The sequence below is a fragment of the Engelhardtia mirabilis genome, assembly GCF_007748095.1.
Classification (GTDB): Bacteria; Planctomycetota; UBA1135; order UBA1135.
Genome location: NZ_CP036287.1, coordinates 5,216,955 through 5,242,494, shown reverse-complemented (window position 1 = coordinate 5,242,494; position 25,540 = coordinate 5,216,955). Strand labels below are relative to the sequence as shown.

General features: G+C 67.6%; 19 protein-coding genes and 1 pseudogene. 11 read left to right on the top strand and 9 right to left on the bottom strand.

Annotated features, from left to right (window positions below):
- The first annotated feature begins 180 nt into the window (after nt 1-180).
- Nucleotides 181-1,893: an L-aspartate oxidase gene (gene nadB, locus Pla133_RS19315; RefSeq protein WP_419191738.1), complete on the top strand. Its 1,713-nt coding sequence runs from the start codon at nt 181-183 to the stop codon at nt 1,891-1,893.
- Nucleotides 1,890-3,230 (top strand): GTPase HflX, encoded by a 1,341-nt coding sequence (gene hflX, locus Pla133_RS19310; RefSeq protein ID WP_145068264.1) that lies wholly within the window; start codon nt 1,890-1,892, stop codon nt 3,228-3,230. Before nadB ends, hflX begins: the two co-directional genes overlap by 4 nt.
- A 16-nt stretch (nt 3,231-3,246) precedes the next feature.
- Here hflX and Pla133_RS19305 read toward each other — a convergent pair whose 3' ends face one another.
- The 5 genes and pseudogenes from Pla133_RS19305 to Pla133_RS19285 form a co-directional block, all read right to left on the bottom strand.
- Nucleotides 3,247-3,837 (bottom strand): LysM peptidoglycan-binding domain-containing protein, encoded by a 591-nt coding sequence (locus Pla133_RS19305; RefSeq protein ID WP_145068262.1) that lies wholly within the window; start codon nt 3,835-3,837, stop codon nt 3,247-3,249.
- A 13-nt stretch (nt 3,838-3,850) separates the two neighbouring features.
- Entirely contained in the window at nt 3,851-6,874 is a 3,024-nt protein-coding gene (gene secD, locus Pla133_RS19300) for a protein translocase subunit SecD (protein ID WP_145068260.1), read from the bottom strand.
- Between the two features lie 331 nt (nt 6,875-7,205).
- A pseudogene (gene rplS / locus Pla133_RS19295) lies at nt 7,206-7,544 on the bottom strand (50S ribosomal protein L19); the annotation flags it as partial.
- Nucleotides 7,545-7,705: 161 nt separating this feature from the next.
- Nucleotides 7,706-8,377 carry a tRNA (guanosine(37)-N1)-methyltransferase TrmD gene (gene trmD, locus Pla133_RS19290; RefSeq protein WP_145068256.1) on the bottom strand — a complete coding sequence of 224 codons (672 nt, stop codon included), beginning with the start codon at nt 8,375-8,377 and terminating at the stop codon, nt 7,706-7,708.
- A 346-nt stretch (nt 8,378-8,723) separates the two neighbouring features.
- Nucleotides 8,724-10,043, bottom strand: coding sequence for a right-handed parallel beta-helix repeat-containing protein (locus tag Pla133_RS19285; protein ID WP_145068254.1), 1,320 nt, complete (start codon nt 10,041-10,043; stop codon nt 8,724-8,726).
- A gap of 356 nt (nt 10,044-10,399) precedes the next feature.
- On the opposite strand from Pla133_RS19285, the gene Pla133_RS19280 reads away from it, so the two are divergent.
- Together Pla133_RS19280 and Pla133_RS19275 are read left to right on the top strand one after the other, a co-directional pair.
- Nucleotides 10,400-11,056 carry a riboflavin synthase gene (locus Pla133_RS19280; protein ID WP_145068252.1) on the top strand — a complete coding sequence of 219 codons (657 nt, stop codon included), beginning with the start codon at nt 10,400-10,402 and terminating at the stop codon, nt 11,054-11,056.
- The gene (locus Pla133_RS19275) at nt 11,053-11,610 is read left to right on the top strand and encodes a cysteine dioxygenase family protein (protein ID WP_419191737.1); all 558 of its coding nucleotides are present in this window, start codon (nt 11,053-11,055) and stop codon (nt 11,608-11,610) included. Before Pla133_RS19280 ends, Pla133_RS19275 begins: the two co-directional genes overlap by 4 nt.
- 53 nt (nt 11,611-11,663) lie before the next feature.
- Here the strand turns inward: Pla133_RS19275 and Pla133_RS19270 are convergent, their stop codons facing one another.
- From Pla133_RS19270 to Pla133_RS19255, 4 genes are read right to left on the bottom strand one after another with little or no spacing between them, the layout of a single operon-like run.
- Nucleotides 11,664-12,851 (bottom strand): MlaD family protein, encoded by a 1,188-nt coding sequence (locus Pla133_RS19270; RefSeq protein WP_145068250.1) that lies wholly within the window; start codon nt 12,849-12,851, stop codon nt 11,664-11,666.
- Between the two features lie 31 nt (nt 12,852-12,882).
- The gene (locus tag Pla133_RS19265) at nt 12,883-13,674 is read right to left on the bottom strand and encodes an ABC transporter ATP-binding protein (RefSeq protein WP_145068248.1); all 792 of its coding nucleotides are present in this window, start codon (nt 13,672-13,674) and stop codon (nt 12,883-12,885) included.
- 6 nt (nt 13,675-13,680) lie between these two features.
- Nucleotides 13,681-14,460, bottom strand: a complete 780-nt coding sequence (locus Pla133_RS19260; RefSeq protein WP_145068245.1) for an MlaE family ABC transporter permease — start codon at nt 14,458-14,460, stop codon at nt 13,681-13,683.
- 16 nt (nt 14,461-14,476) lie between these two features.
- Nucleotides 14,477-16,099: a hypothetical protein gene (locus tag Pla133_RS19255; RefSeq protein WP_145068243.1), complete on the bottom strand. Its 1,623-nt coding sequence runs from the start codon at nt 16,097-16,099 to the stop codon at nt 14,477-14,479.
- A gap of 245 nt (nt 16,100-16,344) precedes the next feature.
- On the opposite strand from Pla133_RS19255, the gene trpS reads away from it, so the two are divergent.
- The 7 genes from trpS (at nt 16,345) to Pla133_RS19225 (ending at nt 25,302) form a co-directional block, all read left to right on the top strand.
- Nucleotides 16,345-17,331: a tryptophan--tRNA ligase gene (gene trpS, locus Pla133_RS19250; RefSeq protein ID WP_145068240.1), complete on the top strand. Its 987-nt coding sequence runs from the start codon at nt 16,345-16,347 to the stop codon at nt 17,329-17,331.
- A gap of 71 nt (nt 17,332-17,402) precedes the next feature.
- Nucleotides 17,403-17,897: a hypothetical protein gene (locus Pla133_RS26565; protein WP_419191736.1), complete on the top strand. Its 495-nt coding sequence runs from the start codon at nt 17,403-17,405 to the stop codon at nt 17,895-17,897.
- Nucleotides 17,894-19,069, top strand: a complete 1,176-nt coding sequence (locus Pla133_RS19245; protein WP_419191735.1) for a tetratricopeptide repeat protein — start codon at nt 17,894-17,896, stop codon at nt 19,067-19,069. Before Pla133_RS26565 ends, Pla133_RS19245 begins: the two co-directional genes overlap by 4 nt.
- Nucleotides 19,066-19,527 (top strand): D-aminoacyl-tRNA deacylase, encoded by a 462-nt coding sequence (gene dtd, locus Pla133_RS19240; protein WP_145068236.1) that lies wholly within the window; start codon nt 19,066-19,068, stop codon nt 19,525-19,527. The genes Pla133_RS19245 and dtd overlap by 4 nt, the downstream gene beginning before the upstream one ends.
- A gap of 205 nt (nt 19,528-19,732) precedes the next feature.
- Nucleotides 19,733-20,128: an HU family DNA-binding protein gene (locus Pla133_RS19235; RefSeq protein WP_145068234.1), complete on the top strand. Its 396-nt coding sequence runs from the start codon at nt 19,733-19,735 to the stop codon at nt 20,126-20,128.
- Nucleotides 20,129-21,122: 994 nt separating this feature from the next.
- On the top strand, nt 21,123-22,640 hold the full coding sequence (locus tag Pla133_RS19230; protein WP_145068231.1) for a sialidase family protein: 1,518 nt from the start codon (nt 21,123-21,125) through the stop codon (nt 22,638-22,640).
- A 499-nt stretch (nt 22,641-23,139) separates the two neighbouring features.
- Entirely contained in the window at nt 23,140-25,302 is a 2,163-nt protein-coding gene (locus tag Pla133_RS19225; protein WP_145068229.1) for a DUF6259 domain-containing protein, read from the top strand.
- The last annotated feature ends 238 nt before the right edge of the window (nt 25,303-25,540 follow it).

Here is a 25,540-nt window from a genome sequence, read left to right as displayed (position 1 = left end):
GAGGGCTCTGTAGGCGGGCGAACGTACCCCGAACCTTGGAGGCGAACAAGGGGCAAACCGACCTTTTCCCTAACGCCACTCCTAGAGGTGATCTTCCTTCAGGGGTAGCGGGCCGACCCTGCTGCGCTGACCCATGCGGACCTAAGATGACCGCCCGCCGGGCTCCCTCGGCACCCTCCGATGATGGATCCCCTGCCCTCGATCGCCGACCAACCGACGGTTCCCCGTGCTCTTCAGGGGTTCAGGCTGACGGAGGTCCCCCTCTATCGCTTCGACTGCGTGGTCCTGGGTAGCGGCGCTGCGGGCTGCTGCGCGGCCCTTTCTGCCGGAGACGAAGGCGCGGCCGTCGCTGTGCTTTCGAAATCGGGTCTCTCCGAGTCCAACACGCGCTACGCCCAGGGTGGGGTGGCTGCGGTGCTGAGCGCATCGGACAGTCTCGACTCCCATGTGGCGGACACGTGTCTGGTTGGTTGCGGTCTGTCTGATCCGGAAGTGGTGCGGGACGTCGTCTCTGGTGGTCCGGATGCGATTCGTCGGCTCCAGCACTGGGGCGCGCGATTCGATCGAACGCGCCAAGGCGACCTAGCCCTGGGTCGGGAGGGCGGCCACAGCCACCCGCGAGTGTTGCACGCTCTCGGCGATGCCACCGGCCTCGAGATTCAGCGCACGCTGCTCACCGCGATCGAGTCGCACCCGCGTGTGACCGCCTTCGGCAATACCTACGCCATCGACCTGCTGTTCGACGAGAACGGCCGCGTTTGCGGTGTGCTCGCCGAGAACGGCCAGGGGGATCGGGTGGGGTTCACCGCGGGACAAGTGATCCTCGCGACCGGGGGAGCGGGTCAGCTCTATCGGGAAACGACCAACCCGGTCATCGCGACCGGCGACGGCGTCGCCTTGGCCTTCCGCGCTGGGGCTACGATCCGCGATCCGGAGTTCTTTCAGTTCCACCCGACCTGCCTCTACATCGCCGGCGCGGCCCGAGTGCTCGTCAGCGAGATCGTGCGCGGCGCGGGCGGGCAGCTGCGCGATCGAAACGGGCGACGCTTCATGCTCGACGCTCACCCGGACGCTGAGCTCGCACCCAGAGACGTCGTCAGCCGGGCGGTCTTCGAGACGATGGTCGCGACGGACGACACGAGCGTCTATCTGGACCTCTCGAACGTCGAGGGCGACAGCCACGTTCTCTTCCCCTCGATCAGCCGCACCTGTCGCCTGTTCGGGATCGACATCGCCCGCGATCCGATCCCCGTTCGGCCCGGTCTGCACTACATGGTCGGCGGCATCAAGGTCGACGCCGACGGTCGCACGGACGTCAATGGACTCTGGGCGGTCGGGGAGTGCGCGAGCACCGGCCTGCACGGGGCCAACCGCTTGGCTTCGAATTCACTACTGGAGGGGCTGGTGCTGGGCTATCGCCTGGGCCGCGCCGCCGCCGCGTCGGTCGAGGACGTTCGCCGGGGTGCAATCCGACAGGTCGCCGCGGTCGACGAGCGCTGCCAGTCGGATGTCGCGGTCAACATCCAAGACGTCACCTACTCCCTCAAGTCACTCATGTGGCGCCAGATGGGCGTCGTCCGAGATGGTGCCAAGCTGCTCGATGCCCTACCCAAGATCGATCTGTGGACCCGCGCGGTTGCGGCCCTGGCTCCGCCATCTCGAGCCACCTGGGAGCTGCTGAACATGTTGAGTGTTGCCCGTCTCTCCGTCGTCGCCGCCTTGGCTCGCCGCGAATCGCGGGGCGTGCACTTCCGCAGCGACTTCCCCCAAACCGACGAGGCCTGGTGCGCCCATTCGGAGCTGCGCGCCTTGGGGGGGCCGGACAAGATCGAAGGTCTCTCCCTGACCCGCATGCCGCGGTCGGCCGAAGCGAGCAAGGCGTCGATAGCGTGAGTCGAGAACCCCACGCGAACCGCGCCCCGCGGGAGCGAGTCATTGTCTGCGGCGTCCTCTTCCCCGACTTCCCAGAAGAGACCGAGGGACCCCTGACCGAGGCCCGTGGCTTGATCCAGGCCGCCGGGAGTGAAGTGGTGGGGGAGGGGATCTTCCAGCGCCGCCAGAAGGCAATCGCAGCCACCCTGCTCGGCAGCGGCAAGGTGCTCGAGGTCAAGGAGGCCATCGACCAGTACAAGCCGGATGCGGTGGTCGTCGACAACGACCTGAGCCCGGCCCAGGGGCGCAACCTCGAGAAGGCCTGGGGCGTGCGGATCATCGACCGCTCGGAGCTGATTCTCGACATCTTCGCCCGGCGCGCACAGACACGCCAGGCGAGCCTGCAGGTCGAGCTGGCGCAACACGAATACCTCATGCCCCGCTTGCGTCGCATGTGGACCCACCTGGAACGAACCGAGGGCGCGATCGGCACGCGCGGTCCAGGCGAGACCCAGCTCGAGACCGACCGGCGACTGATCAACAAGCGCATCCACGACCTGCGCGAGCAGCTCCACGAGATCGAGCGCCGCAAGCGCCGCCAGGTGGTCTCGCGCGCCGAGCGCTTCACCATCGGCCTGATCGGTTACACGAACGCCGGAAAGTCGACCCTGCTCAATCGGCTGACGGGGTCCGATGTCCTGGCGGAGGACATGCTCTTCGCGACCCTCGACACCCGCACCCGTCGCTGGAAGCTGGGGGACGGACGCGAAGTGCTGCTGACGGATACGGTCGGCTTCCTGCGGCGCCTGCCCCACCACCTGGTGGCCTCGTTCCACGCAACGCTCGAGGAAGCCCTCAACGTGGACCTCCTGCTGCACGTGGTCGACGCCTCTCACCCGGATGCTCCCGACTTCCTCGCGGCGGTGGACGAGGTCGTACTCGATTCGGGGGCGACGCACCGTGATCAGATCCTGGTGCTCAACAAGATCGACCAGTGCCGCGATCCGCTGCACGCGCGCCTGTTGGCCAGGGACCGTGACGAGCAACACGTGCTGGTCTCGGCCTACACGGGAGCGGGTGTCGACGAGCTGACGAGTCTGGTCGCCGATCGGCTCGATCGACGCTCGGCCCTGGTCGAGATCGAAGTGCCGTTCACTTCGGGGGCCTCGTTGGCGATCCTGCGCCAGGCTGCGGCGATCCTCGACGAGTCCCACGACGCGGTGCGCGGGACCCTACTGCGCGCGCGCGTGCCCGACCGCGAACTGGGCAACCTGCGCCGTCGGGCGGGGCCCAACGTGGTGATCAACGTGCTCGAGCCTGCGGTCGAGCGCTACTACTCGGGCGATCTCGCGGAGTAGTCCGCCTCGCTCCGTCTCAGGGGCGCTCGAGCCGCTCGAGCCGCTCGAGGGGCGGCAGTCGCAGCACCTGCCCGGCGCGGACGTGGTCCGGGTCATCCACGCCGTTGTAGTCGGCGATTTGGCGCACGAGCTTGTCGTTCACGTGACCGTAGTGGTTGTAGACGACCTTGCTCAGTGAGCTTCCGTCGGGGACCGCCTTATCAACGTCCTGCGCCTGCTGCGGCGGGATCCAAGCGGGTGGCGCTTCCTCGAAGGACTCGTCGCCATTGCTGGAATCCCCGCTCGACCAAAGCGGGGCCACGGGACCCTCGTCGAGCTTGGCAGGGCTGGGCTGCCCTGCAGGTGAGCTCCCGTCGACGGGCAAGGCCTGGGTCTCGGACTCCACCGGCACCAGCGGTCGGCCGGTGCTCGCTCGCACGACAACCCGACCCCAATCCGGCCCCGGGAGCTTCTCCTCGATCTGGAGCGATTGGTCTTCGGACGGCCCGATCGCCTCCACCCTGGCCCACGGGAGCTCGCCGAACGGCAGCGAGCCGCGCGTCCATTCGATCCAGAGCAGGCCGCCGACGGCCAGACTGAGAACGAAGAGCAGCGCGGCTCGCAGCACTAGAGGACCAACCTCAGCTGGTGACCTTGGCCGCCGATCGGCCGCCCTCGAGCCGCTCCCGCTCCGCGTGCTTCGCGGCGCGCTTGTCGGCGTAGTCCTCGAAGAAGAGCAGCAGCGGGCTGGCGATGAAGATCGACGAGTAGGTACCGACGAACACGCCGCAAGCCATGGCGAAGGAGAAGCCCTCCAGGGTGTTCCCCGTGCCCACGTTGAACGCGAACAGCACCAGCACAGCCATCAGGGTCGTGGCCGAGGTCAGAATCGTCCGCGACAGGGTCTGGTTGATGGACTTGTTCAACACATCGCCCAGGCTGCCTTCGACGCGCGGAATGTTCTCCCGCACTCGGTCGAACACGACGATCGTGTCGTTCAAGGAGTAACCGATGATCGTCAGGAACGCGGCGATCATGGGGAGGTCGATCTCCGCACTGATCAGGCCCACCCAGTTGGCCAGGACCAACATCCCGAGGGTGATGGTCACGTCGTGGATCAGAGCGGTCACCGCGGCAAAGCCGTAGGCGTAGTCCGCGAATCGCACTCGGATGTACATCACGATCGCGAACAGACTCACGAGGAGCGCCAGGATGGCCTTGTCGCGTAGGTCACCGACGACTTGCGCGCCGACCAGGCTCGAGTCGGAGACCGCCACCGGCATGGTGTAGCCCAGGCCGGTGCTGTCCTGCTGGCCAACAAAGGCCTGCTCGATCGAAAGCATCAGCCCCGTGGTGTCCGAGCCTGCGGCGATGCGCCCGGTCACCTCGAAGGTGTCGGGGCGGGTCGGATCCTCTGCGACCTGAGGGTCGACGATCCCCGCGAGGGTCAGGGCCGCCGCGACGTCCGCCGCGGGGTGACCCTCACCGAAGTACAGGTGCAAGTCGACACCCAAGTTGTCGGCTCCGACTAGCTCCAGATCGATCGGGCCCTTCTGAAGCAGGTCCACCAGCCCGGTCTCGATCTCGGCCTTGAACTCCTGCTCCGCGCCGCCATCGGCGTCGACCATGTCAGGGTCGACCTTGAACACGGCGCGGAACTCGGTGTAACGACCGTCGGTGCTCGAGGAAACCACCGGCTTGATGGTCGCACCGGAGACGTATCCGGGCAGGGCGGCAACCGCGGTGCGGATGGCCTCCGGCGTCTGCGGCGAGTCCGTGCGGAACTGCACCGTGGCACCACCGAGGAAGTCGATCCCGTACTTGGTCGCGCGGGGAGCCGCAAGGAAGATCAGCAGCGACACCGTCACAGCGGTGATCGACAATCCGAGTGCGACCTTGCGCTTGGCCATCCAGTCGTAGGCGGCCTCGACCATCCAGGTGCCTACCTTGAAGTCCTTGGTGCCCGACTCGAGCGAGCGGTGCACCAGGACCCGCGTCACGACCAGCGCGCTGAAGACACTGGTGATGATGCCGATGCTCAGGGTGTTGGCGAAGCCGCGCACCGGTCCAGTGGCCACGAACTTCAGGATCATAGCCGTCAGGAAGGTCGTGACGTTGGCATCGAGGATGGCGCTGAAAGCCTTGTCGAAACCGTTCTTCGCGGCCTGCTTGACGTTGCGACCGTTGTCGCGCTCTTCACGGATCCGGTCGAAGATCAGGATGTTGGCGTCGACCGCCATACCGATCGTCAGGATGATGCCGGCGATGCCTGGAAGGGTGATCGCCGGGCGCAGGAAGGCCAGGCCGCCCATCAGGAAGACCATGTTCGCGAGCAGGCTGACCACCGCGAACATGCCCAGGCGGCGGTAGTACCAGGCCATGAAGACCAGGACGCCGGCCAACGCCAGTGCGCCGGAGTATCCGCCGCGCGCCACGTATTCCGCGCCCAGGGTCGGGCCGACTCGCTCCTCGGCGAGCAGCTCGGGCTTGAGCCGCAGGGAACCGGAGCGCAGCACGGTGACGAGGGACTGGGCCTCCTCGTACTTGTAGCGACCCTCGATGAAGCCGACGCCGTAGATGGCCTTGTTGATGTTCGGGGCGACCTCGACCTGGCCGTTCAGATTGACGGCCATGCGCCGCTCGAGGAACGTCTCGGTGAAGGCGCCGAAGGACGCGTGGTAGGCGCTGTCGAACTCGAAGTTGACGACCCAGTCCGAGGACATCTGGCTCGGATCCGGCGACGGGTAGGCGCGCGCGAGCTTCTGCCCGTCGAAGCGCCAGTCCTTGTCGGCGAAGTCCGGGTGGTTCTCGGTCCGCAGCAGAGGCACCGCGCGCTGGAGCAGGGTGCGGGTGTCGGAGACGTCGCTGCGCTTGTCGGGCAGCCAGCGCAGGCGCTCGTTGGGACCGCCGTCCTGGGCCGAGAGGGCGTTGAACTCGCGCAGGTCGCCGCCGGGGTTGGCGGTCAGCCAGGTCTCGAGCTTCTTGCGCTCGAGCGTCAGGTCGGTGCCCGACCCACTCAAGTAGGTGTTGTCGTCGAGGACGATCTCGAAGCTCAGGTCACCCAGGTTCTGGATGGCGTTGAGGATCGCGTCCGCCGACACCAGTCGTACCGGCGCGCCGGCAGCGTGCTGAGTGGGGGTGGTGCTCTCCTCGCCGCGGCGGATGCCGGACAGGACGTTGCCCTGGGCCCCGCCCCGCGAGTCGTAGCGAATCTTCTCGCCGGCGATCTCGATCTTGCCGCCGCCGATCGGGAAGGGCGAAGCCGTCGCGGCGTCGATCACGATCTGCTCGATCGAGGCGCTGGCGTCGATCGGCTCCTGCAGCGTGCTCGGCGGCGCCGTGACCTCGGTGTTGGTCGTACCCGGGAGCTCGACCACCACGCGGTCGAAGCCCTCTTGGCGGATGATCGGCTCGCGCACTCCGTCCGGGTCGGCCCGGGTCGAGATGATGTCGATCGTCTCGCGGATCACCTGCTGGGGCGATTCGTTGGGCCCGATGTTCCCGAGCTCGCGCTCCTTCTCGAAGTCGAAGGCGAACACGTAGCGCGTGCCGCCCTGGAGGTCGAGGCCGAGCTCGAAGGTCTTGGCTGGCGCGAACAGAGCGATCAGGGCCACGACCAGCGCGATCCCGATGGAAATGTAGAAGCGACCGATGTTCTCGATCATGGCGGTCCGGAGGGCAGTACCCAGATGGCGGGTGAGGTGGTCGCTGGAAGCGCGCACGCCGCACGCCCCCCGCTAGGGCGGAGGAGCGGCGGCGGCCTGGGGCGACCTCGGTGGACTCGATGTCGGCCCGCTCGAGGCTGCCACTCGGGGCAGCTCGGCGGGCGCGGGCCGACGGGCGGAGGTGGTCTAGGTCAGTGGAGCGTGGGAAGTGGGCTCAGCCCTCTCCGCCTTCGCCCCCCTCGGCCGCGGCTGCCTGGGCGGCGGCTGCAGCTTCCATCTCGGCGCGGAACGCGGCGTCGCGATCCTTGTCGCGGCGCGCCTTCTCGCCCAGCTTCTCCGTGACGCGAGTGGCCTTGCCGACGCGGTCGCGCAGGTAGTACAGCTTCGAGCGGCGCACGTTACCGCGACGGGCGACGGTCACGTCCTTGACCCGCGGGCTGTGCAGCGGGAACGAGCGCTCGACGCCCTCGCCCTGCACGATGCGGCGCACGACGATCGCCTTGCGGATCCCGCGGCCGTTGATGCGGATCACGGTGCCGATGAAGAGCTGCACGCGCTCCTTGTCGCCCTCACGGATGAGGTAGTGGACCTCGACCGTGTCGCCGACCCGGACGGGCGGTAGGTGCGACTTGCCGTTTTCCTGCTCGAGGCTGTCGATGAGGCTGGTCATGTTGCTGTCCGGCTCCGCTTCAGGGAGCCAACCCCGCGCGCGGGGCGTTTCTGCCCGCTAGGGGGCTCGTTGCCCCTTCTTCGGGGCTCGTCGTGTCGGAGCGGACCGCGCTGGACGCCCTGTAGGCGTTGCCGTCGCGTTCATCCGAGGAGTAGTGAGTTCTAAAGATCAGGCCGCCGCACGCGGGTCCGCGCACGGGCTTGTGTCTCCCGCCAACGCGCGATCGCTGCGTGGTCGCCGCTCAGCAGGGGGGCCGGAACCTCTCTGCCGCGGAAGACGCGCGGTCGCGTGTAGTGGGGGTGGTCCAGGAGTCCAGCGGTTTGGAAGGACTCCTCTTGCGCCGACCGCTCGTCGCCGAGCACTCCGGGCAACAGGCGCACCACCGCCTCGGTCACCACCAGTGCCGGCAACTCGCCGCCCGCGAGGACGTAGTCGCCAATCGAGATTTCATCCCACTCCAGCTCTTCCCGAATCCGCTCGTCGAAGCCTTCGTAGCGACCGCAGAGCAGGAGCAGTCGCTCGTGCTCGGTCAGGTCACCCGCGCGCTCCTGAGTGAACGGCTGACCGCAGGGCGTCAGCATGATCCGGTGGAAGCTGCCGTGGCGCCGCTCCAACCACTCGACGCAGTCGAGGATCGGCTCGGGCTTGAGCACCATACCGGGGCCGCCGCCGAACGGCCGGTCGTCCACCGTGCGGTGTCGGTCCCGGCTGAAGTCCCTGAAGTCCACCAGGTCGTAGCGCGCGATGCCCTTCTCGCTCGCTATCCCGAGGATGCTCGACCGCAGGTACGGCGCGAGAGCTTCGGGAAACAGGGAGAGAAGGACGACGTGCACGGCCTCTGGACCGCGGGGAAAAGGGCGGAGCAGGTTAGTTCTGCCAGGAGTTTGCGTCAAGGTCGGGGCCCCGCTCGGGGGCTGCGGCCAGGCCTCCCGGAGGGGCAGAGGTCCAGCCGCCCGGCGCCCTTCCGAGGGGGCCTGTCCGCGCCCTTCGAGGAGGGTGGCCTGGGCCCCGCTTGGAAACCCTGGCGACTCGCCGCGGCCGGCTGGAGAGCTGGTGGACTCCGCCCGAGCGGGCCTGGGTCGGAGCCCACGCCCGGGCTACGGGCCCGCCGCTGCTCGAGCTCTTGCGGACCCACCCTCGCGGGGCCCCCGAAGCGCGCTCGACCCCGCCGGGCCGCGCTCAAGGCGTGAAGGTCAGCGCCTGCGCAGGCGTCGCGAACGTGAAGGCGTTCTGGTCCACCTCGAACAACAGGGCGCTGTGGCGGACCGTCTGGCCCACCAGGGCCGTCGTCCCCGCCGGCAGCGAGAGCTGCGCCGTCTGTGGAACCGCGCCGAAGATCAGCCCCAGCGAGTGGGACAGGGGGGCCGTGTTGGGGCTGAGGGCGGTCCACAGGAGGTAGTCGTCGATCGCCAGGGGGACCCAGAGGTCGCCCATCCCGAAGCCCGAGTCGCTGCTGCCGAAGGACCCGAGGAGCCAGTAGATCCCCGCTCCACCCGAGGACTCGGAGAGCTGCATCTCGAACCCCACGGAGACCCCGGCCGAGATGGAGGCCACGTCTGAGGACTGGGTCATCTGCAGGGGCGGGCTCGAGAGGGGAAAGGCCCCCATGTCCGCCGGACTTCCGTCCGGGTCCGGATCGCTCTGCGGGTCGCCGGCGTCGACGCACGGGGACGTCGCCTGCAGCTGGTAGGTACCGGCGATGAATCGCGGGTCCGCGTCGAGATTCCCGCTGCCTTCGTACCCTCCCGTCAAGTCGCAGTAGTCGACGGTGACGGGGCCCTGGGCGCCGATGAAGTGGTCGATCGCAGAGCCGCTGTTGTCCCACAGGATCGAGTCGTGGACGACCAGGGTGCCGCCGTTGGCGTCCGCGATACCGCCCTGGTCGCCGAGGTAGGTCGTGCTCTGGTTGCCCACCAGGGTCGCGCGGTCGATGTCGAGGACCCCCGTGTAGTCCACCAGCGCTGCGCCGCCCGCGGCCCAGGCGAAGTTGTTGGCGACCAGGGTTCGCTCGAGCGTCAGGACCGAGCCGAAGCGCGCGGCCACTCCGCCGCCGAAGGTGATCCGCTCGTCGATGTTGTCCACGATCTCGCAGTCCTCGACCGCCAGGTGCGAGGTGAACAGTCCGTTGCTGCCGTGGACCAGGACACCACCCCCGTAGTAGCGCCCGTTGGCCGGGTTGAAGCCGCCCGAACCCCCGCGCAGGGTGAAGCCGGCGACGCGGGTCCCGTCGGGTTCGCCGGATTCGGCGGTCACGACCGAGCCGTCCAGACCGCTGGCGTCGATTACCGTCGCCTTGGCGCCCAGCTCCGAGCGCACCGTGATGCGCTTGCCGAGCAGGTCGATCCGCTCGGCCCAGACGCCCGGGCCGACCAGCACCGTGTCGCCGTCGGCGGCGAAATCGATGGCTGCTTGGATGGAGCCGTGGTCCCCCGGCACGAGGTGAGTGGTCTGGGGCCCGAGGGCGGCCGAAGCGACGAGGGCGGTTGTGAGCCAGGACATGGGAATCTCCCGAGTGGGGGTCAGCGTAGGGGTCAAAGTGCCTCGATCACCGGTCGCCCCGTGCCCGAGGCACTGCCGCGTCGTCGCCCGTCGGAGCCCTGTTGGGCCTCGCATCCCGACCGGGCCAGGGCTCGACTCCGGCCCTCGTTGGCGCCGATTCCCCCGCCCCGCTGTCGCAGGGAGGAGCGGTGGTCGATCGAGGAAAAAGGACTCCGAACTCCTGAGAGCCCCCCGTCAAGGGGGCAGGCTCTTGTTGACTGCCGGATCGGACCCGTCGGTCCCCAGGAGCCCCATTCACCCGGTTCGCTCGGCGCCCCAGTCGGCGACGGGCCACATCAGGGACTATCCTCCCGGCCATGTTCACCGGCCTGGTCCAAGCCTGCTTGCCCGTGCGCGCCTTCGAACCCCTCGAGGGCGGCGCTCGCCTGATCCTCCCGGCCCCGGTCACCACCGAGGACACCGGCGGCCCCTGGCGCCCGGCCATCGGGGAGAGCATCGCCGTCAGCGGCGCCTGCCTGACCGTCGTCGAGTTGGTCCGCCCGGGCACGCGCGAGCCCTGGCACGACCCCGCCGCGGACCTGGTCTTCGACCTTTCCCAGGAGACCCTCGACCGGACGTGGATGGGGGAGCTGAGCGCCGGTCGCCGCGTCAACCTCGAGCGCTCCCTGCGCATGGGCGACCGTCTCGGAGGGCACATGGTCAGCGGCCACGTGGACGGCCGCGGCACCGTGCGCGCCATCGAGCGCGAGGGCGACGGCGGCTGGCGCTTCACCTTCGAGGTCGAGGCCGACTACGAGCGCTACCTGATCGACAAGGGCTCGGTGGCCCTCGACGGCATCAGCCTGACCGTGATCGAGCCGCAGGACGGCCGCTTCGACGTCGCCGTGATCCCGCACACCTTCGCCGAGACCAGCCTGGGCACCGCGCAGGTCGGCCAGCCCGTGAACGTCGAGGTCGACGGCGTGGCCAAGTGGATCGAGCGGCTGCTGCCGGCCTACGGGGTGGGCCGATGAGCGCCGTGGACCTCGAGCGGTTCGTCGAGGACTGCGTCGCGGCCAATCGCGAGGGCGACCCCCAGGCCGCCGTCCGCGCGGTGCTCGAACGCGCCGTGCACCGGCCGTCCGACCTGCGCGCGGCGCTGGGCGACCCGACCGAGGCGGGCCTCACGGCTCTGCATCGCAGCCAGGGCTTGACCATCCTCAGCGCGACCTGGACCCCGCAGATGAACCTCGTGCCCCACAACCACGAGGTCTGGGCCTTGATCGGCATCTATGCCGGTCGCGAGGACAACATCTTCTGGCGCCGCTCGGAACGGGGGATCTCGGTCCGCGGCGCCGAGTCCCTCTTCGAGGGCGACGTGAGCACCCTGGACGTGGACGCGATCCACTCGGTCACCAACCCCCTCGAGCGCTACACCGCGGGCATCCACATCTACGGCGGCGACTTCTTCGAGACGCCCCGCAGCCAATGGGACCCGGAGACGCGCGAAGAGTCGCCCTCCGACGGCAACGTGATCCGCGGCTTCTTCGACCGCGCCAACGAGCGCGAGCGACGGCTGCGCGACTAGCGTTCCGCCGCCCCGAAGGGGGGCCAGCCCGGCATGCCCTCGACCGGCCGGCCCTAGAACCCGCCGAAGATCAAACTCGTGAAGGTCGTCACCGGGGCGGCCTCGCGGTAGTCCTCGAGGCTGCGGTTGAGGGTCTTCAGGGCGAAGTTGAACTCGTCGTAGATCTCGTCGCTCATGATCAGGCGCCCGACGGTGCCTTCGCCGGCGCGCACCTTGGTGGTGATCGCGGCCACGTCGTCGACGATGACTAGTGCCCGGTCGTAGATCTCGTTGGAGTCGATCAGGCGGCCCAGGGTGCTGTCGGGGTTGCGCAGGCGGCCGGTGAAGTCGGCCACGTCGTCGGCGATCTTGGCGAACTGCTGGCCGAGCTTTTCGTCGCGCACGATGCGGTTGGCCAGGCTGTCCACGTCGGCCATGCCGTCGGTGAAGGCGCGCACGTCGGCGGCGGCGGCCTGGAGGTCGGTGACCGCCTGGCGGCCGCTCTGGGCCATCTCGGTGTCGGACAGCAAGGCGCCGACCAGGCCCTCGCCTTCGCGCGCCAGACGCAGGGTCTCCTCGGCCGAGCGGCCCGCATCGAGCCAGGTGTTGTAGAGGGCGTCGTCCTTGAACAGGGCCCCGAGGTTGCCCTCGCCGGATTCGACCCCGGCCACGAGGCTGGCGGCCCCCTCGCCGGCGGTGCGGAAGTCCTCCGAAGCCTTGGTCAGGTTCTCGGCCAGGCCGCCCTCTTCCAGGTCGCCGACGATCTTCTCGGCGTCGCGGATGATGTTGCGGATCCCGTCGCCCTCCTCACCGATGATCGAAGCGAGGTCCTCCATGGCGGCGAAGATGTCCGCGGGCACCGTGCCGGTCAGGACCTCTCCCTGGCCGATGGTGAGCGCCGGGCTGCCGAAGGGCCCGGGCTCGATGGCGACCATGCGACCGCCCAACAGGGTCGCGTCACGGATCTGGATCTCGTAGCCGTCGCGCAGGACGATCTGTTCGTCGATCCGCATGTTGACCAGGATGCGCTCGTTGTCGGGCGCGTCGGAGCGGAAGCGCACCGACGTCACGCGACCCACGCGGGTGCCGGCCAGCATGACCGAGTCGCCCTTGCGCAGCTCCTTGGCCACGGGGAAGGTCGCCTCCAGGTAGACCTTGTCCCCGAACAGGTTCATGTTGCTGCCGAACAGGGTGTAGATCCCCAGCGTCCCCAGGGAGACGAGGATCAGAAGTCCGAGTAGGAACTGTCGTCGGTCGGTCATCGGCTCGAGCCTTCGCGGAGGGGCGGGCGGTTCAGTCGGGGTCGTCGCCGAGGAAGCTGCGCACCCGGGGGTGCTTTGATGCGAGGAACTCGTCCCTGGGAAGGTCGACCACCAGGCGTCCCTTCTCCAAGAGGACCACGCGGTCGGCCACCACCCGCACGCAGGACTGCAGGTGCGTGACGACCACGGAGGTGATCCCGAGGGTGTCGGCGATCTCGGCGATCAGTTGGTTGATCGAACCGGACATCTCGGGGTCGAGTCCCGCGTTCGGTTCGTCGTAGAGGATCAGCTCGGCGTCGGTGATCAGGGCGCGGGCCAGGCCGACGCGCTTTCGCATGCCGCCGGAGAGCTCCCCGGGCATCCGGTCCCAGATGCCCGGCAGGTGCACCAGCTCGAGCTTGTGCTCGACCTTCTCGCGGATCTCGGCCTCGTCCAGCTTCGAGTTCTCGCGCAGGGGCAGGGCCACGTTGTCACCGACGTTGAGCCAGTTGATCAGCGCGCCGTCCTGGAACAGGTAGCCGATGCGCTTGCGCAGGGCCACGAGCTCCTTGCGGGCGATCTGGTTGACGTCCTTGCCCCAGACCTCGACCTGGCCCTGGTCCGGCTGCATCAGACCGATGACGTGGCGCAGGGTCACGGACTTGCCCGTGCCCGAGGGCCCCATGATCACGAGCGTCTGGCCCTCGGGGACGTCGAGGTCGAGGCCGTCGAGGATGACCTTGTCGCCGAAGGACTTGTGGACCCCTCGGAAGCGGATGATCGGTGCAGCCTCGCCGCTGGCGGGGCGCTCCGTCGTCGCCTGGGGCTTCGTCGTCTCTTCCATCACCGATCAGGCCTGGTACATGAGCCAGGTGAGGAAGTAGTTGGAGATGATGATCGTGATGATCGAGTCGCGCACCGCTTGGCGCGTCGCGCGACCGACGCCCAGCGCACCGCCGCGGGTCGTGATGCCTGCGTGGCACGAGATCACCGCGATGATGATCCCGAACACGAAGGCCTTGAGCAGGCCCGAGTAGACGTCCTTGGGCAGCGCGATCAGGTCGCCCGGCGACTTCAGCGCATCCAGGGCGGTGATGAAGTACAGCTGCAGCTCGACGTTGAGGGAGGTGGAGGCCACCAGGCCGCCGCCGGCGATGCCGATGCCGTCGGCGATGATCGTCAGGATCGGGCAGGCGATCGCCAGGGCGACGACGCGCGGCATGACCAGGTAGTTGGTGCGATCGACCGACATCACCTCGAGCGCCGCCAGCTCGTCGGAGACCGACATGGTCCCGAGCTCGGCCGCCAGGGCGCTGCCGGCGGTCGCGGCCAGCACGATGCCGGTGATGAACGGACCCATCTCGCGCGCCATGGACAGGGCGACGATGACGCCGATCTGGTCCTGCTGCCCGAGCTGCGCCAGGTAGAGCCCGGTCTGCAGGGCCATGATCATGCCCGCGAAGAGCCCCACCAGCAGCACCACGTGGGTCACCTGGACCCCGGCCACGTAGAGCTGGTCGGCGATCTGGCTGCGCCGCCGCCAGGTGCCGTGGAGCTGCATCACCGCTTCGAACAGGAGCTCGACGCGGGCCCCGTACATGCGGGAGGTCTCTTGGATGGCGCGGAACATGGTGGGAGCGGGGCGCTCAAGGTACGCGGGGAGACCCCACGGAATCACCTGCCGAGGCCCACTCCGCGGGCCAACCGGGACCGGGCAGGGCCGGGGGCATCACGCCGGCGTCGTCGGTGCCGGGACCGCTGCGCCAGCGGATCAGCCCGAACAGGACGGATCGCTCGACGACTCGAGTGGCCCCCGAGCCCCAGCTCCGCCGGGAATAGAGCCCGGAGAAGGACTTCCGCTCCTCGTCGCCGTCCGTCGCGTATTGGTACAGCCCGAGCCAGGAGCGGTGGCTGACCACGTCCCCGTTGCGCTCGATCGCGTACAGCTCCCAGATCCAGCTCCAGTAGTGGCGGATCAGGTCGTTGCGGGCCAGGGGCCAGATCGCCAGGACCGCGTCGCGGCGCCAGTCGTCGATCCGCTCGCTGTGGATCAGCGGCCACAGGTGGGCGATGTCCTCGCGCCGCCCGCGCCCGGTGTCGTCGGGCTCGTCGCGGATCAGTTGGGATCCGCGATAGAAGGGCAGGACGTAGAAGCTCGCCCGGTGGAAGCCCGGCCCGAACTCCTCACGGTCGTGGACCAAGGGCCAGGCGTAGGTCCGCCACTCCAGGTCGTCGGCGCGGAAGTACGAGTAGAAGGGCCACAGCCGGATGCGCTCCTGCGCGCGCGGGTCGCGGCCACCGCCCTGCAGGCGCACGAAGGGCCAGGGGCCGTCCCAGGCCCAGAAGGCGCCGGGGGCCTCGGCACCAGCGGGGGCGTCGGGCCCGGGCTCGGCGCCGCGCGGATCCCAGGCGTACCCGAAGAAGGGCCACAGGAAGCTGATCGAGCGGTAGGTGCCGCGCTCGGTCCAGCCGAACAGGGGCAACGCGGCCCACTTCGACAGGCGCTGCTCCGGCGGCTTGTCGAGGCCGTCGATGCTGCGGTGGAAGATCGGCCACAGGAAGAACCAGCGCATCCAGTAGCCGGGCTTCGCGTGGTACGAGAAGAGCGGCCAGACGCGCAGGTGACGCCGCTTCTGCACCCCGTCGGCGTGGTTCCAGGTCCAGCCGAAGATCGGGAACAGGACGTTGTGATGGGTGAAGTCCCTGCGCGAGGCCGAGCTCCAGAGGGGGAACAGGGCGAAGCGAACCGTGTCGTAGGTCAGGAACTTGTCGAGGTCGCCGTAGAAGGGGAACCAGGCCGTCTTGTTGGCCCCGCGGTCGTTGCGGGCCAGGTAGACCAGCGGCAGGGAGAGGATCTCCCACTCGCGCGCGCCGGTGCGGATCGCGTCCGCCGAGCGCCAGTAGTAGATCGGCGCGAAGAGCGAGCGGATCTCGTCGTCGTGGCTCTTCCAATAGCCCAGCGGCGCGAGCCAGTCCACGCGCAGGTCGTCGGGGCCCTCGGGATGCCAGTCGCGCTCGGGCTCGGGCGAGTCGGAGGGATCGACCCAACCCCTACGCCAGCCGAACAGGGGGCGCAGGGCGAAGCTCTGCCAGCGGTCGCCGCTGGGATCCCTGCGAGCGTGGACGAAGCCACCCAACGCCTCGTGCACCGTGGCGCCACCGGGGGGCGTGGCGCGGGTGTAGACGGGCGCGAGCTGGATGTCCGCGCCGGGCGCGACGCAGGCGCACAGCAGTCCGAGCAGCAAGCTTCCGAGGACCGTGCGGCGCATGGATGCGGTGGGTACGCGGGGACGTGTTCGTCCGATGGGCGAGCGGTGGGTCACGGCGGCGGTTCTCGCGCTGGCACCCTAGCGTCCGCGGTGCGGCGATCCGAGCCTTCTGTGACCCTCGTACCCAGGTCTCTCAGTCCGGTGGGACGGCCTCGCCGGCGGCCCTGCGCGCCTTCCGCGTCGATCGGGCGGCTGGTAGAGTCCGCCGCCCCGCGACCGCCGCGACGCCCGATCCGACCCTTGCGATGACGACCTACCTGAGCGGCATTCAGCCCACCGGCCGACCCCACCTGGGGAACTACTTCGGCGCCCTGCGCCAGCACGTGGAGGCGGCCAGGACGGACGGCGAGCACTTCTACTTCATCGCCGACTACCACTCCCTGACCTCGATCCACGATCCGGTGGTGCTGCGGGAGCTGGTGCGCGAGGTGGCCGTGACCTACATCGCCCTGGGCCTCGACCTGGAGCGCGCGGTGCTGTTCCGGCAGAGCGACGTGCCCGAGGTGACCGAGCTGACCTGGATGCTGTCCTGCGTGACCGGCATGGGGCTGCTCGAGCGGGCCCACTCCTTCAAGGACAAGGTGGCCAACGGCATCAAGCCCTCGGTCGGGCTGTTCACCTATCCGATCCTGATGGCCGCCGACATCCTGGCCTACGACACCGACCGGGTGCCGGTCGGCAAGGACCAGGTGCAGCACCTGGAGATGGCCCAGGACATGGGCGGCTACTTCAACGGCCGCTACGGCGAGGTCTTCAAGCGCCCCGAGGCGGTCCTTGCGGCCGGCGGTGAGCACTTGCAGCGGGTGATCGGGCTCGACGGCCGGAAGATGAGCAAGAGCTACGACAACGGCATCTGGATCTTCGAGACCGGCAAGGCCCTCAAGAAGCGGGTCAACCGGGTCGTCACCGACAGCCGTCCCCCGGAAGAGCCCAAGGAGCCGGAGTCGGTGGTCCTGATGGACCTGATGAAGCTCTTCCTGGACGACGCCGAGTTCGAGCAATGGAGCGCTCGCCTGCGGGCCGGCGGCGAGGGCGCACCGGGCTACGGGCACCTCAAGGCGCGCCTGACGGAGGGCATCGAAGAGCACTTCGCCGAGGCCCGCGCCCGCCGCGACGAGCTGCTCGGCGACCCCGCCGAGCTGGACCGGATCCTGGCTGCCGGCGCCGCCAAGGCCCGCGCGCGCGCCGCTGCGACCCGGGATCGGGCCTTGGCCGCCTGCGGACTCCGCTGATCGAGGCGCGCTGCCGATGAGGGGGCGAAGGGACCGAGCGGTCCTCCTATCGAGACACCCACTCCGACGCCATGCAGCCCGCGCACCTCATCGGTCTGGCCCTCTCCTCGTTGGTTCTCACCAGCTGCGTCACCACCGGCGAGGGTCTGGTGGAGAGCAGCGAAGGCGTGCCGCCCCCGCCCCGGCTCACGACCGGCCCCTGGACGGACTCCTTCAATGACGAGTCCGTGCTGATCGCCGAGGTGATCGAGATCTCCGGACCCGACCGCCTGGCCCAGCAATTCGTCGCCCGCCAGGATCCCGGCAACGTCGACTTCGAGATCAAGACCGTCAGCCAGGGCCTGTGGCAGGAGTACCGGGTGGTCCAGCCCGGCGCGGTCATCGAGGCCCAGCTCGACGCGTGGAAGCTCGTTGCCACCAAGCGACTGGTGGTCCTGCAGCGGCCCGGGCGCGTCGACGTCCAGCTGCGCGCCGACGGGGACGCCTTCTTCCAGCGCACCGCCGACGCTCAACCCCAGCGTGGGCCGCGGTTCGAGCACCACGCGGCGGTACCCTGGGGCCCGTGACGCCCAGGTCCGAGCGAACCCGACTTCCCTCCCACGGCTACCCGCGCTTGGCGGTCTTGCTCCTGGCGGCCCTGGTCGCCGCCTGCTCGAGCCCCCGGCTCTCGCCGTGGATCGAACAGCCAGGCCCCTACGACCGGCTCAGCCCGGGTCAAGACGAGCGTCTGAGCGTGGCGCGAGCCCTGCTCGACCAGCGCGACGCGGTAGGGGCGGCGCGCGTGCTCGAGACCGCTCAGCGGCGCGATCCACTGCACGCCGGAATCGCCGTCTGTCTGCAGGACGCGCGCCTCGCCGCCGTGTTGCGCGGAGACCAACTACAGGAGCTCGAGGCCTGGCGCGAGGCCAATCGCAGCCAAGAGCAGGATGCGCCGGACGAGCTCCTGTGGCGCTGGTACGACGCCATCGCCCGCGAACGCGCGGAGGTCGTCGACCGGCTGCTGGCCGCCCGGCTGGACCCCGACGCCCGCGCCAGCTTGAGGCAGTTGGAAGTGCTCTCGCTCGACGAGCCCGGCTGCATCTGGGCGCACCTCGGTCGCGCCCACACCCTGCTCAAGCTGGGCCGCCTGTCCGAGGCGCGACGGGCCCTCGACACGGCCCTCGAGCTCGACCCCGGCCATGCCCGCACCCGCCGCCTCGAGGCCCTGGTCCTGGCCCGCGAGGGCAAGGACGAACTCGCCGTCGAGGCCCTCGAGCGCTGGCTCGAGAAGACCGCCGACGACCCTCTGGTCGGCGCGACGGCCCGCGATCGAGCGGAGCTGGACCTGGCCGCCGCGCTGCTCGAGGCTGAGCGCTACAAGGCCGCGCGGAAGCGGCTGGATCGCTTGATCGGGGACCCGCACTTCGACGACCTGGACGTCGAGCCCCGCTACCAGGCCTTCGTCCTGCGCGCCGCCGCCCGCGAGGGGCGGGGGGACTTCTCAGGCGCCCGCGACGACGCCGATCGGGCGCGGGTCGAGGCACCGACGCGCCTGTTGCCCTGGGTCCAGATCGCGATCCTCGAGGAGTACCGCCTCGGCAACCCGGACGCGGCCGCCGTGGCCTGGCGCCGGGTCGAGGAACTGGCCGTCGACGCGCCGGACGCCGACCGCATCGGCGCCTTCCTCTACGGCCAGCGCGCCCGGGTCGAGCGGGCGCGTTTGGAGGCCTCGATGGGCGAGCTGGAGGTCCAGCCCTGAAGGCGGTGGTGCAGCGGGTCTCCCGGGCCCGCGTGCTGGTCGACGGGGAGGTGGTGGGGGCCTGTGGACCCGGCCTGCTGGTGCTGCTGGGGGTCATGCAGGGGGACGGCGAAGCCGAGGTGCGCTGGATCGCCGACCGGATCGCGGGCTACAGGGTCTTCGCGGACGACCAGGGGCGCATGAACCGCTCGGCCCTGGAGCTGGGCCGCGAGGTGCTGGTGGTGAGCCAATTCACCCTCGCCGCCGACGGCCGACGGGGGCGCCGGCCCTCCTTCGATCGCGCGGCCCCGCCGCAGGTCGCGGAACCCCTCTACGAGGCGGTCGCCCGTGATCTCGAAGCCCAGGGCCTGGCCGTCGCCCGCGGGCGCTTCGGAGCGATGATGGCGGTCGAACTGGTGGGCGACGGCCCCGCGACGTTCCTGTTGGAGAGCCCCTCGGGGGGCTCGGCCCAGGGCTGACAGCCGTCGCAAGTGTTTGCTTGACAACAATCTAAAGCCGGACGAGGATCGGAGCCGACTAGCTTGGTCCAGCGTGAGACCGGCGCTACCGGCCCCCGGAGCCGGCGATCTCACCCTGACCGTCCGCTTCAGGCCCAACAGCCGCACTCGTCCGCACTCGTCCTCCCCCCCGACCCTCGATCGCCCCTTTGCCCCCTCGCCCGGAATGACTGGCCAGCAGCCTCGAACGACCACCAAGAAAGAGCTGGTCAACCGAATCGCCGAGCAGACCGGGCAGACCAAGGTGGTCGTCAAGGACATCGTCCAGAAGTTCCTGGACGAGATCATCGACGAGCTGGCCCACGGTCGGCGTCTCGAGTTCCGCGAGTTCGGCGTCTTCGAGGTCAAGGAGCGCGCCGCCCGCCGGGCCCAGAACCCGCGCACCCTCGAGAAGGTCGAGGTGCCGTCGAAGCGCGTCGTGAAGTTCAAGGTCGGACGCATGATGCGCGAGCGCGTCTGTGAAGAGCCGGCCCCGACCCCGCCCGAAGTGATCGACGAAGCACCGCCGACGAAGCAGGCCAAGAACCCCTTCGAGCCGCCGAAGTCGAACAGCCCCTTCTGAGCGCGCGGCGCGGGCGGCTGAGTATCGCCCGATGCGAGCCGGGCATCGGATCATCGACAGCAGAGTCAACGCCGCGCACGCCAGGTGGGCGCGCTCGATTGGGGTCCCGAGCCTGCTGGTTGCCTCTTCTGGAACCGGGCTCAAGATCGGCGCAGCCTTCCACTGACGTGTCGCGAGAGCGCGCGACCAAGCGAACATCGAGTGTGCTACTGAGGGGAGGCGACTTGTGGAATGCAAAGCCAGCGCGACGGGTGAGCGGATCCGGCCAGGCACGCGCGGGTGACGACTCGGCCGCCGGGAGGGGCTGAGGGCGCGCCCGTCGGCGCGCTCACCCGTCGCGCTGGTCCCTTGCGCCCCTGTATTGAGGACTGGGGATTTCGACGGGGTGCGAAGCGTCGTTTCCGAGTGGACTCATGGGGGCGGATCGGGCTTCGTCGCTGTCCGCCATCTGGGCTACCAGAGTGTGTCCGACGTCCCGTCGGGAGATCTGACAGTCAAGTGTTGATTCACACGTGCCTTCATGTGGAGCTCTGGTTCGTACCGCGATAGCACCGCGTGCCGTCCGACGTCAGCGAACGCGACCGAAGCGAGACCGCCGCGGGGTAGATCGCGATTGAGTGTGGCGGCGCCTGCGCTCCCTGTCCCAGGAGCCCGTCCTTGCCGGATTGCCGAACCGACAAGTGCAGTGCTCGATCTGGGGTCGACCGCTCCTCGTTGACTAGCGGCCTCCGTGCTGGAACACTCCAGCCATGTTGGGCAATCAACAAGGCCACGCTTGGCCCCATTGCGAGGCTCGCACTTGGTGGTCCGAGGCCGACGAAAGACCGAAGCCGACGAAATAGAGGAGAAGCGAATCGTACCGTCCCGCATTCACCTAATTCTGAGGTGGTGGCTCAAGCTGCTCGGTGCGAGCGCAAGCACTACACCAGAGTTGGCGTAGGCCGGTTCCAAGCGATTCGCGCGACCCACGCTCGTCTCAAACAATAAGTCAACCATGTTGAAACTGCTCGCAATCCCGTTTGCAGTCGTCGTCGCTCAGGCCGCGAGCGCGCAGGCGACCGCGGTCACTGCGGACCCGCTGGCTGGCGGATCGTCGCAGCCCGGAGTCGATTCATCGAAGTACCCCCAAGTTGCCGCGAGTGGGGGTGAGGCCGTCCTCGTCTGGGAAGACTACCGAGGTGCTAGCTGGCAGATCTTCACGCGGCGTAGTAGCTCATCCGGCTCCGCATGGCCCGGCGCAGACGTGGCCCTGCCGCGCCACACGTCGGGAAGTGATGCTCGGTATCCGTCGATCGCCGCGAGCGGCGCCAACGTGATGGTCGGTTGGGCAGAACATCTCCCATCGGGGCTGGAGCAGATCGTCGTTGTGGCCTCGGTCGACAATGGCGCCACCTGGGGTGCCACCACGGCTGTCTCGACCCTCTCTCCCATCAGCTCGGTTCTCGTATCTGAGCCTGCAATCTCGGTCGCGGGGGACGGCACGCTGTATGTCGCTTGGTCACAGCAGGAGGTTTCTCGCGATTCGGGTAGCGGCGAGCTCGACATCATCGACCGTGGGTACCTCTCTTGGTCGACTGACGCCGGTCAGACCTGGAACACGCCGCGGGTCGTCGAGGCGACTTCGCCAGTCGAACGGCTACAGGCGGTGGACGAAGTCGTCGTCAGCGGTCTCGACAGTGGAAACGCCGTCGTGGCGTTCAAGAGCAATGAGCTGACCGTCAGCCAGCAGTCGGTCCGCTTCGAGCCATTCGCGACCCGTTTCGTCAAGTCGTCGGCGAATTTGGACGCGGCAACTCTATTGCAGGCGCCGGGCGGTCCTCTGACCGGATCAGTTGCGTTCTTGTCGATTGACACTCAGGGCCAGCGAGGGGTCGCGGTCGCGTTCGCATCCTCTGACCTCGTGGCGAAGTCGCAAACAGTCTATGCATTGTATTCGTCATCTGGCGGAGCGACATGGCCGGATGTTCAACCCGTAAGTTCAGTCGAGCAGAGCGTTGGAGTCCTAGCAAGTTCTACTCGTCCGAGTCTGGCAATGACGAGTGGCCTTGTCCATGTCGCTCATTACGCGGGCATTGTGGTGGGAGACTTTGGATACCTGTTCTCCAATGTTTACGTGAGCACGCTGGATACTAGCGTCTCGGCGACCGATTGGAGTGACTCGGTCCATCTGCCCGGGCCCCAGGTGGGGGCAAACACCCTGTCTCGACTTCCGAAGATTGCGATTGCCGCGTCCGGCCAGCGTGCGATTGTGGCTTGGACTCAGTATCGCGGAAACGTGAACCAGGACGAGTACGATCTTGTCTGGGATGACATTCGCTTTGCGACGACATCGGACGGCGGGGCAGCCTGGACCGTCGCGCCCCAGGCGCTGAGCGCTGCCTCGACGGGTCTGGGCGGATCGAGTCATCCGCAGGTTCAATTCAAGGGCGTTCAGGGAGTTGTTTGCTGGGACAACCGCGGGCGCGGCGACGGCGCGCCTGAGGTGTTCGCAAGCATTGTCTCGGGCTTCTAGTCTCCAGCTTTCCGGACCTATGCAATCAACATCCGCAGCCTCTTTCTGTGTAGTGCTCGTCGCAGTATTCAGTGTGCTTTCCCCTCGGGTTCATGCCCAGGCTCCCATAACTATCGGCAATGGTGTCATCACGGCGACCTTTGAGCCTTCTACCGTCGGATATGACCTTCGAAAGATCGAGAGCGCTTCGTGGTCGGCTCCGATATTCTTGGAGGAGGGGACTGGTCGTTGGGAACTCGTATTCCGCGACGCCCACCCGACTACGGGAGAGCCGTTGGAGACCGCGCTCGCGCCCGACGCCGGGTTCCTGGTTGGGCATGTAGTCAATCCTGGTAATCCGCAGACTCTGGAGTTGCTCTACTCTGGGACTCTTGTGCCCCCGCTCCATCCGGCAGGCTCTCTGGACGTCACCGTGAAGGCGACTTGGAGCGTTCCGCAGGGAGGGGACTATCTTGAGTGTCAAGTTAGTGCGACGTATGTCGCTTTGAACCCATCGAGTATGACCCGCCCGATCTGGATCGACTTTCCGATTGTGAATCTGACTACGATCGACGAGGTGCCTGATACTCCCGACGATCGAGATGACTGGTTCGCGTTTGCAGCCATCAACACGTCCGGGATAGCGATCAAGAATCCGCTTCAACGCAATTTTGGGGTGGGTGGATCGGCTGGGCCGGGCTACATTGAGGCTCCGGTGTTTGGGTTCTATGGCGACGAGTCGGGCCGCCTGCTTTACATGTTGACGACGGATGCCGACGAAGAGGTGTATAACGCGAGCGTCGGGCCGCGACAAACTCCTTCATCGGTGCCCGTTTTTCGAATGTCACATCGCCAGGCATTGCCCGATGTGTACTCGAGCAACGGGATCACGCAGCAGGCATCGACCCGGCTGGGGGCGACGAATGGTGATTGGTGGACTGTTACCGAGATCTACCGTGACTACCTGGGAAGTCGACCCTGGTATGAGGGATTCGTAGGTGATCCGAGCCACCCCATGCCTGAACGCGGGAAGGCATTGACAGCCCATGTTCAGATTTCGACCGCAGCGCGTGTCGATATCATGGATGAACTCGTCGATGAAACCTACCTTGCCCAGCGATTGTTTGGGCCGAACGTCTATGCGAGGTTCTTTGGTGGCCACTATCCAGACTTCTTCAGCGAATTTTATTTTAAAGGGTATCTTGACGGAATGCCATCGTTTCGCGCGAGCTGCCGCGAGGCGGGCAAGCGAGACGGCGCGGTGATTGCGCCCTATGTGCAGTCAATGTGGGCTATCGACTACAGCAAGCACTCAATCGGGATCTCTGCGGCGAACGCCACGCAGCTGATGCTGGACATCGCTGCCTCATTGGTGGCTGGTGTCGATGGCCAGCTGATCTTGTATGCCTGGCCAAATATCTCTGCCGACAATCCGCTGACGATGGCCGACGACGTTTCTGGCCAAGGTTGCCCTGCCTCAGATGGATTCGCCGGGGACGGGTCCGGTACGGGGGGCGGTGTGTATTCGAACAACGGCGCGCTTGTCGACCTGGTAGATGACTTGAGTGTCGCTACGGATTTCGCAGGCATCTACTACGATCAGCTCGGCGGGGCACTTTGTTATGACACTACGCATAATCATGCGCCCGGTGGTGGAAGCTGGTTTATTGAGGGGCGAATTGACCTCGTCCGTCGAGCTGAGCAGGCGGCCGTTGTGGTGGATCCTTCTCTGGTGGGATTGGTTTCGTCTTCGGAGGGCGCGGTGGCGCGGCTGGGCGAGGTGATCGATATCTTCATGATCGATTACCTCGCTCCGCCGATCTCCGTCGCCCTTCCCTGTGTTTGCCTCGGGGCTACCTGCACGATCGGTTCTGGTCCCTGCGATCCCGCCGATGCGCTGGTGCTTGATTCGGCTGGTGACGTGCTCGCCGACCTGTCGATGCAGTCGGCCATCTCACTCCCGTTTGCAGATCTCGTCACCAACTCCGTGGTGATTCCATTTACCCACTCGATCGCCCCGCACACGAAGGCCGCTCGAATTGCAAAAGAAGAGGAGACAGCTGACCGTGATCGGGCTTGCTGGCTTTTGGCCAGTGAGGTGATCACCTTTGGGCATCTGGTGAATGCAACGATCGAGGCCGGGGGCGCGGCCAGCGCGTTAGCCGATCGGGGACGCTTGGAGTACTTCTACTTAGCTGGGTTCCTTGCGCGCTTTTTCTCGAGTGCACAGGTGCAACCCTTCTTCAATGGTGCTCGGCGGCGGGAGCCCCTGATTCACTTCCCCGGTGCCGCGAACTCCCCGTACTTGATCCCTCCCCAGTTTTCTGCAAAGCCAGGGCCCATTACAGCGGAGAACTCGCTAAGGAAGTTCCATGCCTACCAGGAAGAGGTCTTGGTGGCCGGGATGTACGAGGACGCCGCTGGCCGGCTCGCTCTCGCCGTCTGCAATCCGTGGGTCTCGAGAGAGCAGGCGATATTCGAGTACGACTTCGTCTTCGATCCGGCTGAGTACCCGAGTTTTGCGGGTGGCTGTCAAGGTTACGAAGTTGAGCGTTTCGAGACGTTCGTGCCCGGTTCGACGACGACTGCAGTTCCCTCGACGTCTGGGCTCTTTTCTTCCGGGGCTCAGGCAATACTTCCGGGCGACATTCAGTTCTGGGTCTTCACTCCTGTGTGTCCATGACGGTTCGCCGTGGCTTCGCACCTGTCCTCGTGCAATGGGTCCTGGCGCAAGTTCGGCGGGTGCCACGGCCAAGGCCAACTCGGATCGCGGCATCACCCGGTCTCGAGCCCGCCGTTCACTGGTAGCTGGGGTCGCTGCACACCCGTATCCTCGCGTCTGATGCGACCCAAGCAACTCCTCGGATCGGCGGTACTGCTGTGCCTGCTCGCGGCGGGAGCGCTCTACGCAACTCGAGTGC

What these genes read in the sequence shown, in the direction of transcription:
- Pla133_RS19270 (WP_145068250.1), bottom strand. Translation starts at nt 12,851, where the DNA reads ATGACCGACCGACGACAGTTCCTACTCGGACTTCTGATCCTCGTCTCC.
- Pla133_RS26565 (WP_419191736.1), top strand. Translation starts at nt 17,403, where the DNA reads ATGCAGCCCGCGCACCTCATCGGTCTGGCCCTCTCCTCGTTGGTTCTC.
- Pla133_RS19225 (WP_145068229.1), top strand. Translation starts at nt 23,140, where the DNA reads ATGACCCGCCCGATCTGGATCGACTTTCCGATTGTGAATCTGACTACG.
- nadB (WP_419191738.1), top strand. Translation starts at nt 181, where the DNA reads ATGATGGATCCCCTGCCCTCGATCGCCGACCAACCGACGGTTCCCCGT.
- Pla133_RS19285 (WP_145068254.1), bottom strand. Translation starts at nt 10,043, where the DNA reads ATGTCCTGGCTCACAACCGCCCTCGTCGCTTCGGCCGCCCTCGGGCCC.
- trpS (WP_145068240.1), top strand. Translation starts at nt 16,345, where the DNA reads ATGACGACCTACCTGAGCGGCATTCAGCCCACCGGCCGACCCCACCTG.
- Pla133_RS19230 (WP_145068231.1), top strand. Translation starts at nt 21,123, where the DNA reads ATGTTGAAACTGCTCGCAATCCCGTTTGCAGTCGTCGTCGCTCAGGCC.
- Pla133_RS19275 (WP_419191737.1), top strand. Translation starts at nt 11,053, where the DNA reads ATGAGCGCCGTGGACCTCGAGCGGTTCGTCGAGGACTGCGTCGCGGCC.
- Pla133_RS19255 (WP_145068243.1), bottom strand. Translation starts at nt 16,099, where the DNA reads ATGCGCCGCACGGTCCTCGGAAGCTTGCTGCTCGGACTGCTGTGCGCC.
- Pla133_RS19280 (WP_145068252.1), top strand. Translation starts at nt 10,400, where the DNA reads ATGTTCACCGGCCTGGTCCAAGCCTGCTTGCCCGTGCGCGCCTTCGAA.
- Pla133_RS19235 (WP_145068234.1), top strand. Translation starts at nt 19,733, where the DNA reads ATGACTGGCCAGCAGCCTCGAACGACCACCAAGAAAGAGCTGGTCAAC.
- secD (WP_145068260.1), bottom strand. Translation starts at nt 6,874, where the DNA reads ATGATCGAGAACATCGGTCGCTTCTACATTTCCATCGGGATCGCGCTG.
- Pla133_RS19265 (WP_145068248.1), bottom strand. Translation starts at nt 13,674, where the DNA reads ATGGAAGAGACGACGAAGCCCCAGGCGACGACGGAGCGCCCCGCCAGC.
- Pla133_RS19260 (WP_145068245.1), bottom strand. Translation starts at nt 14,460, where the DNA reads ATGTTCCGCGCCATCCAAGAGACCTCCCGCATGTACGGGGCCCGCGTC.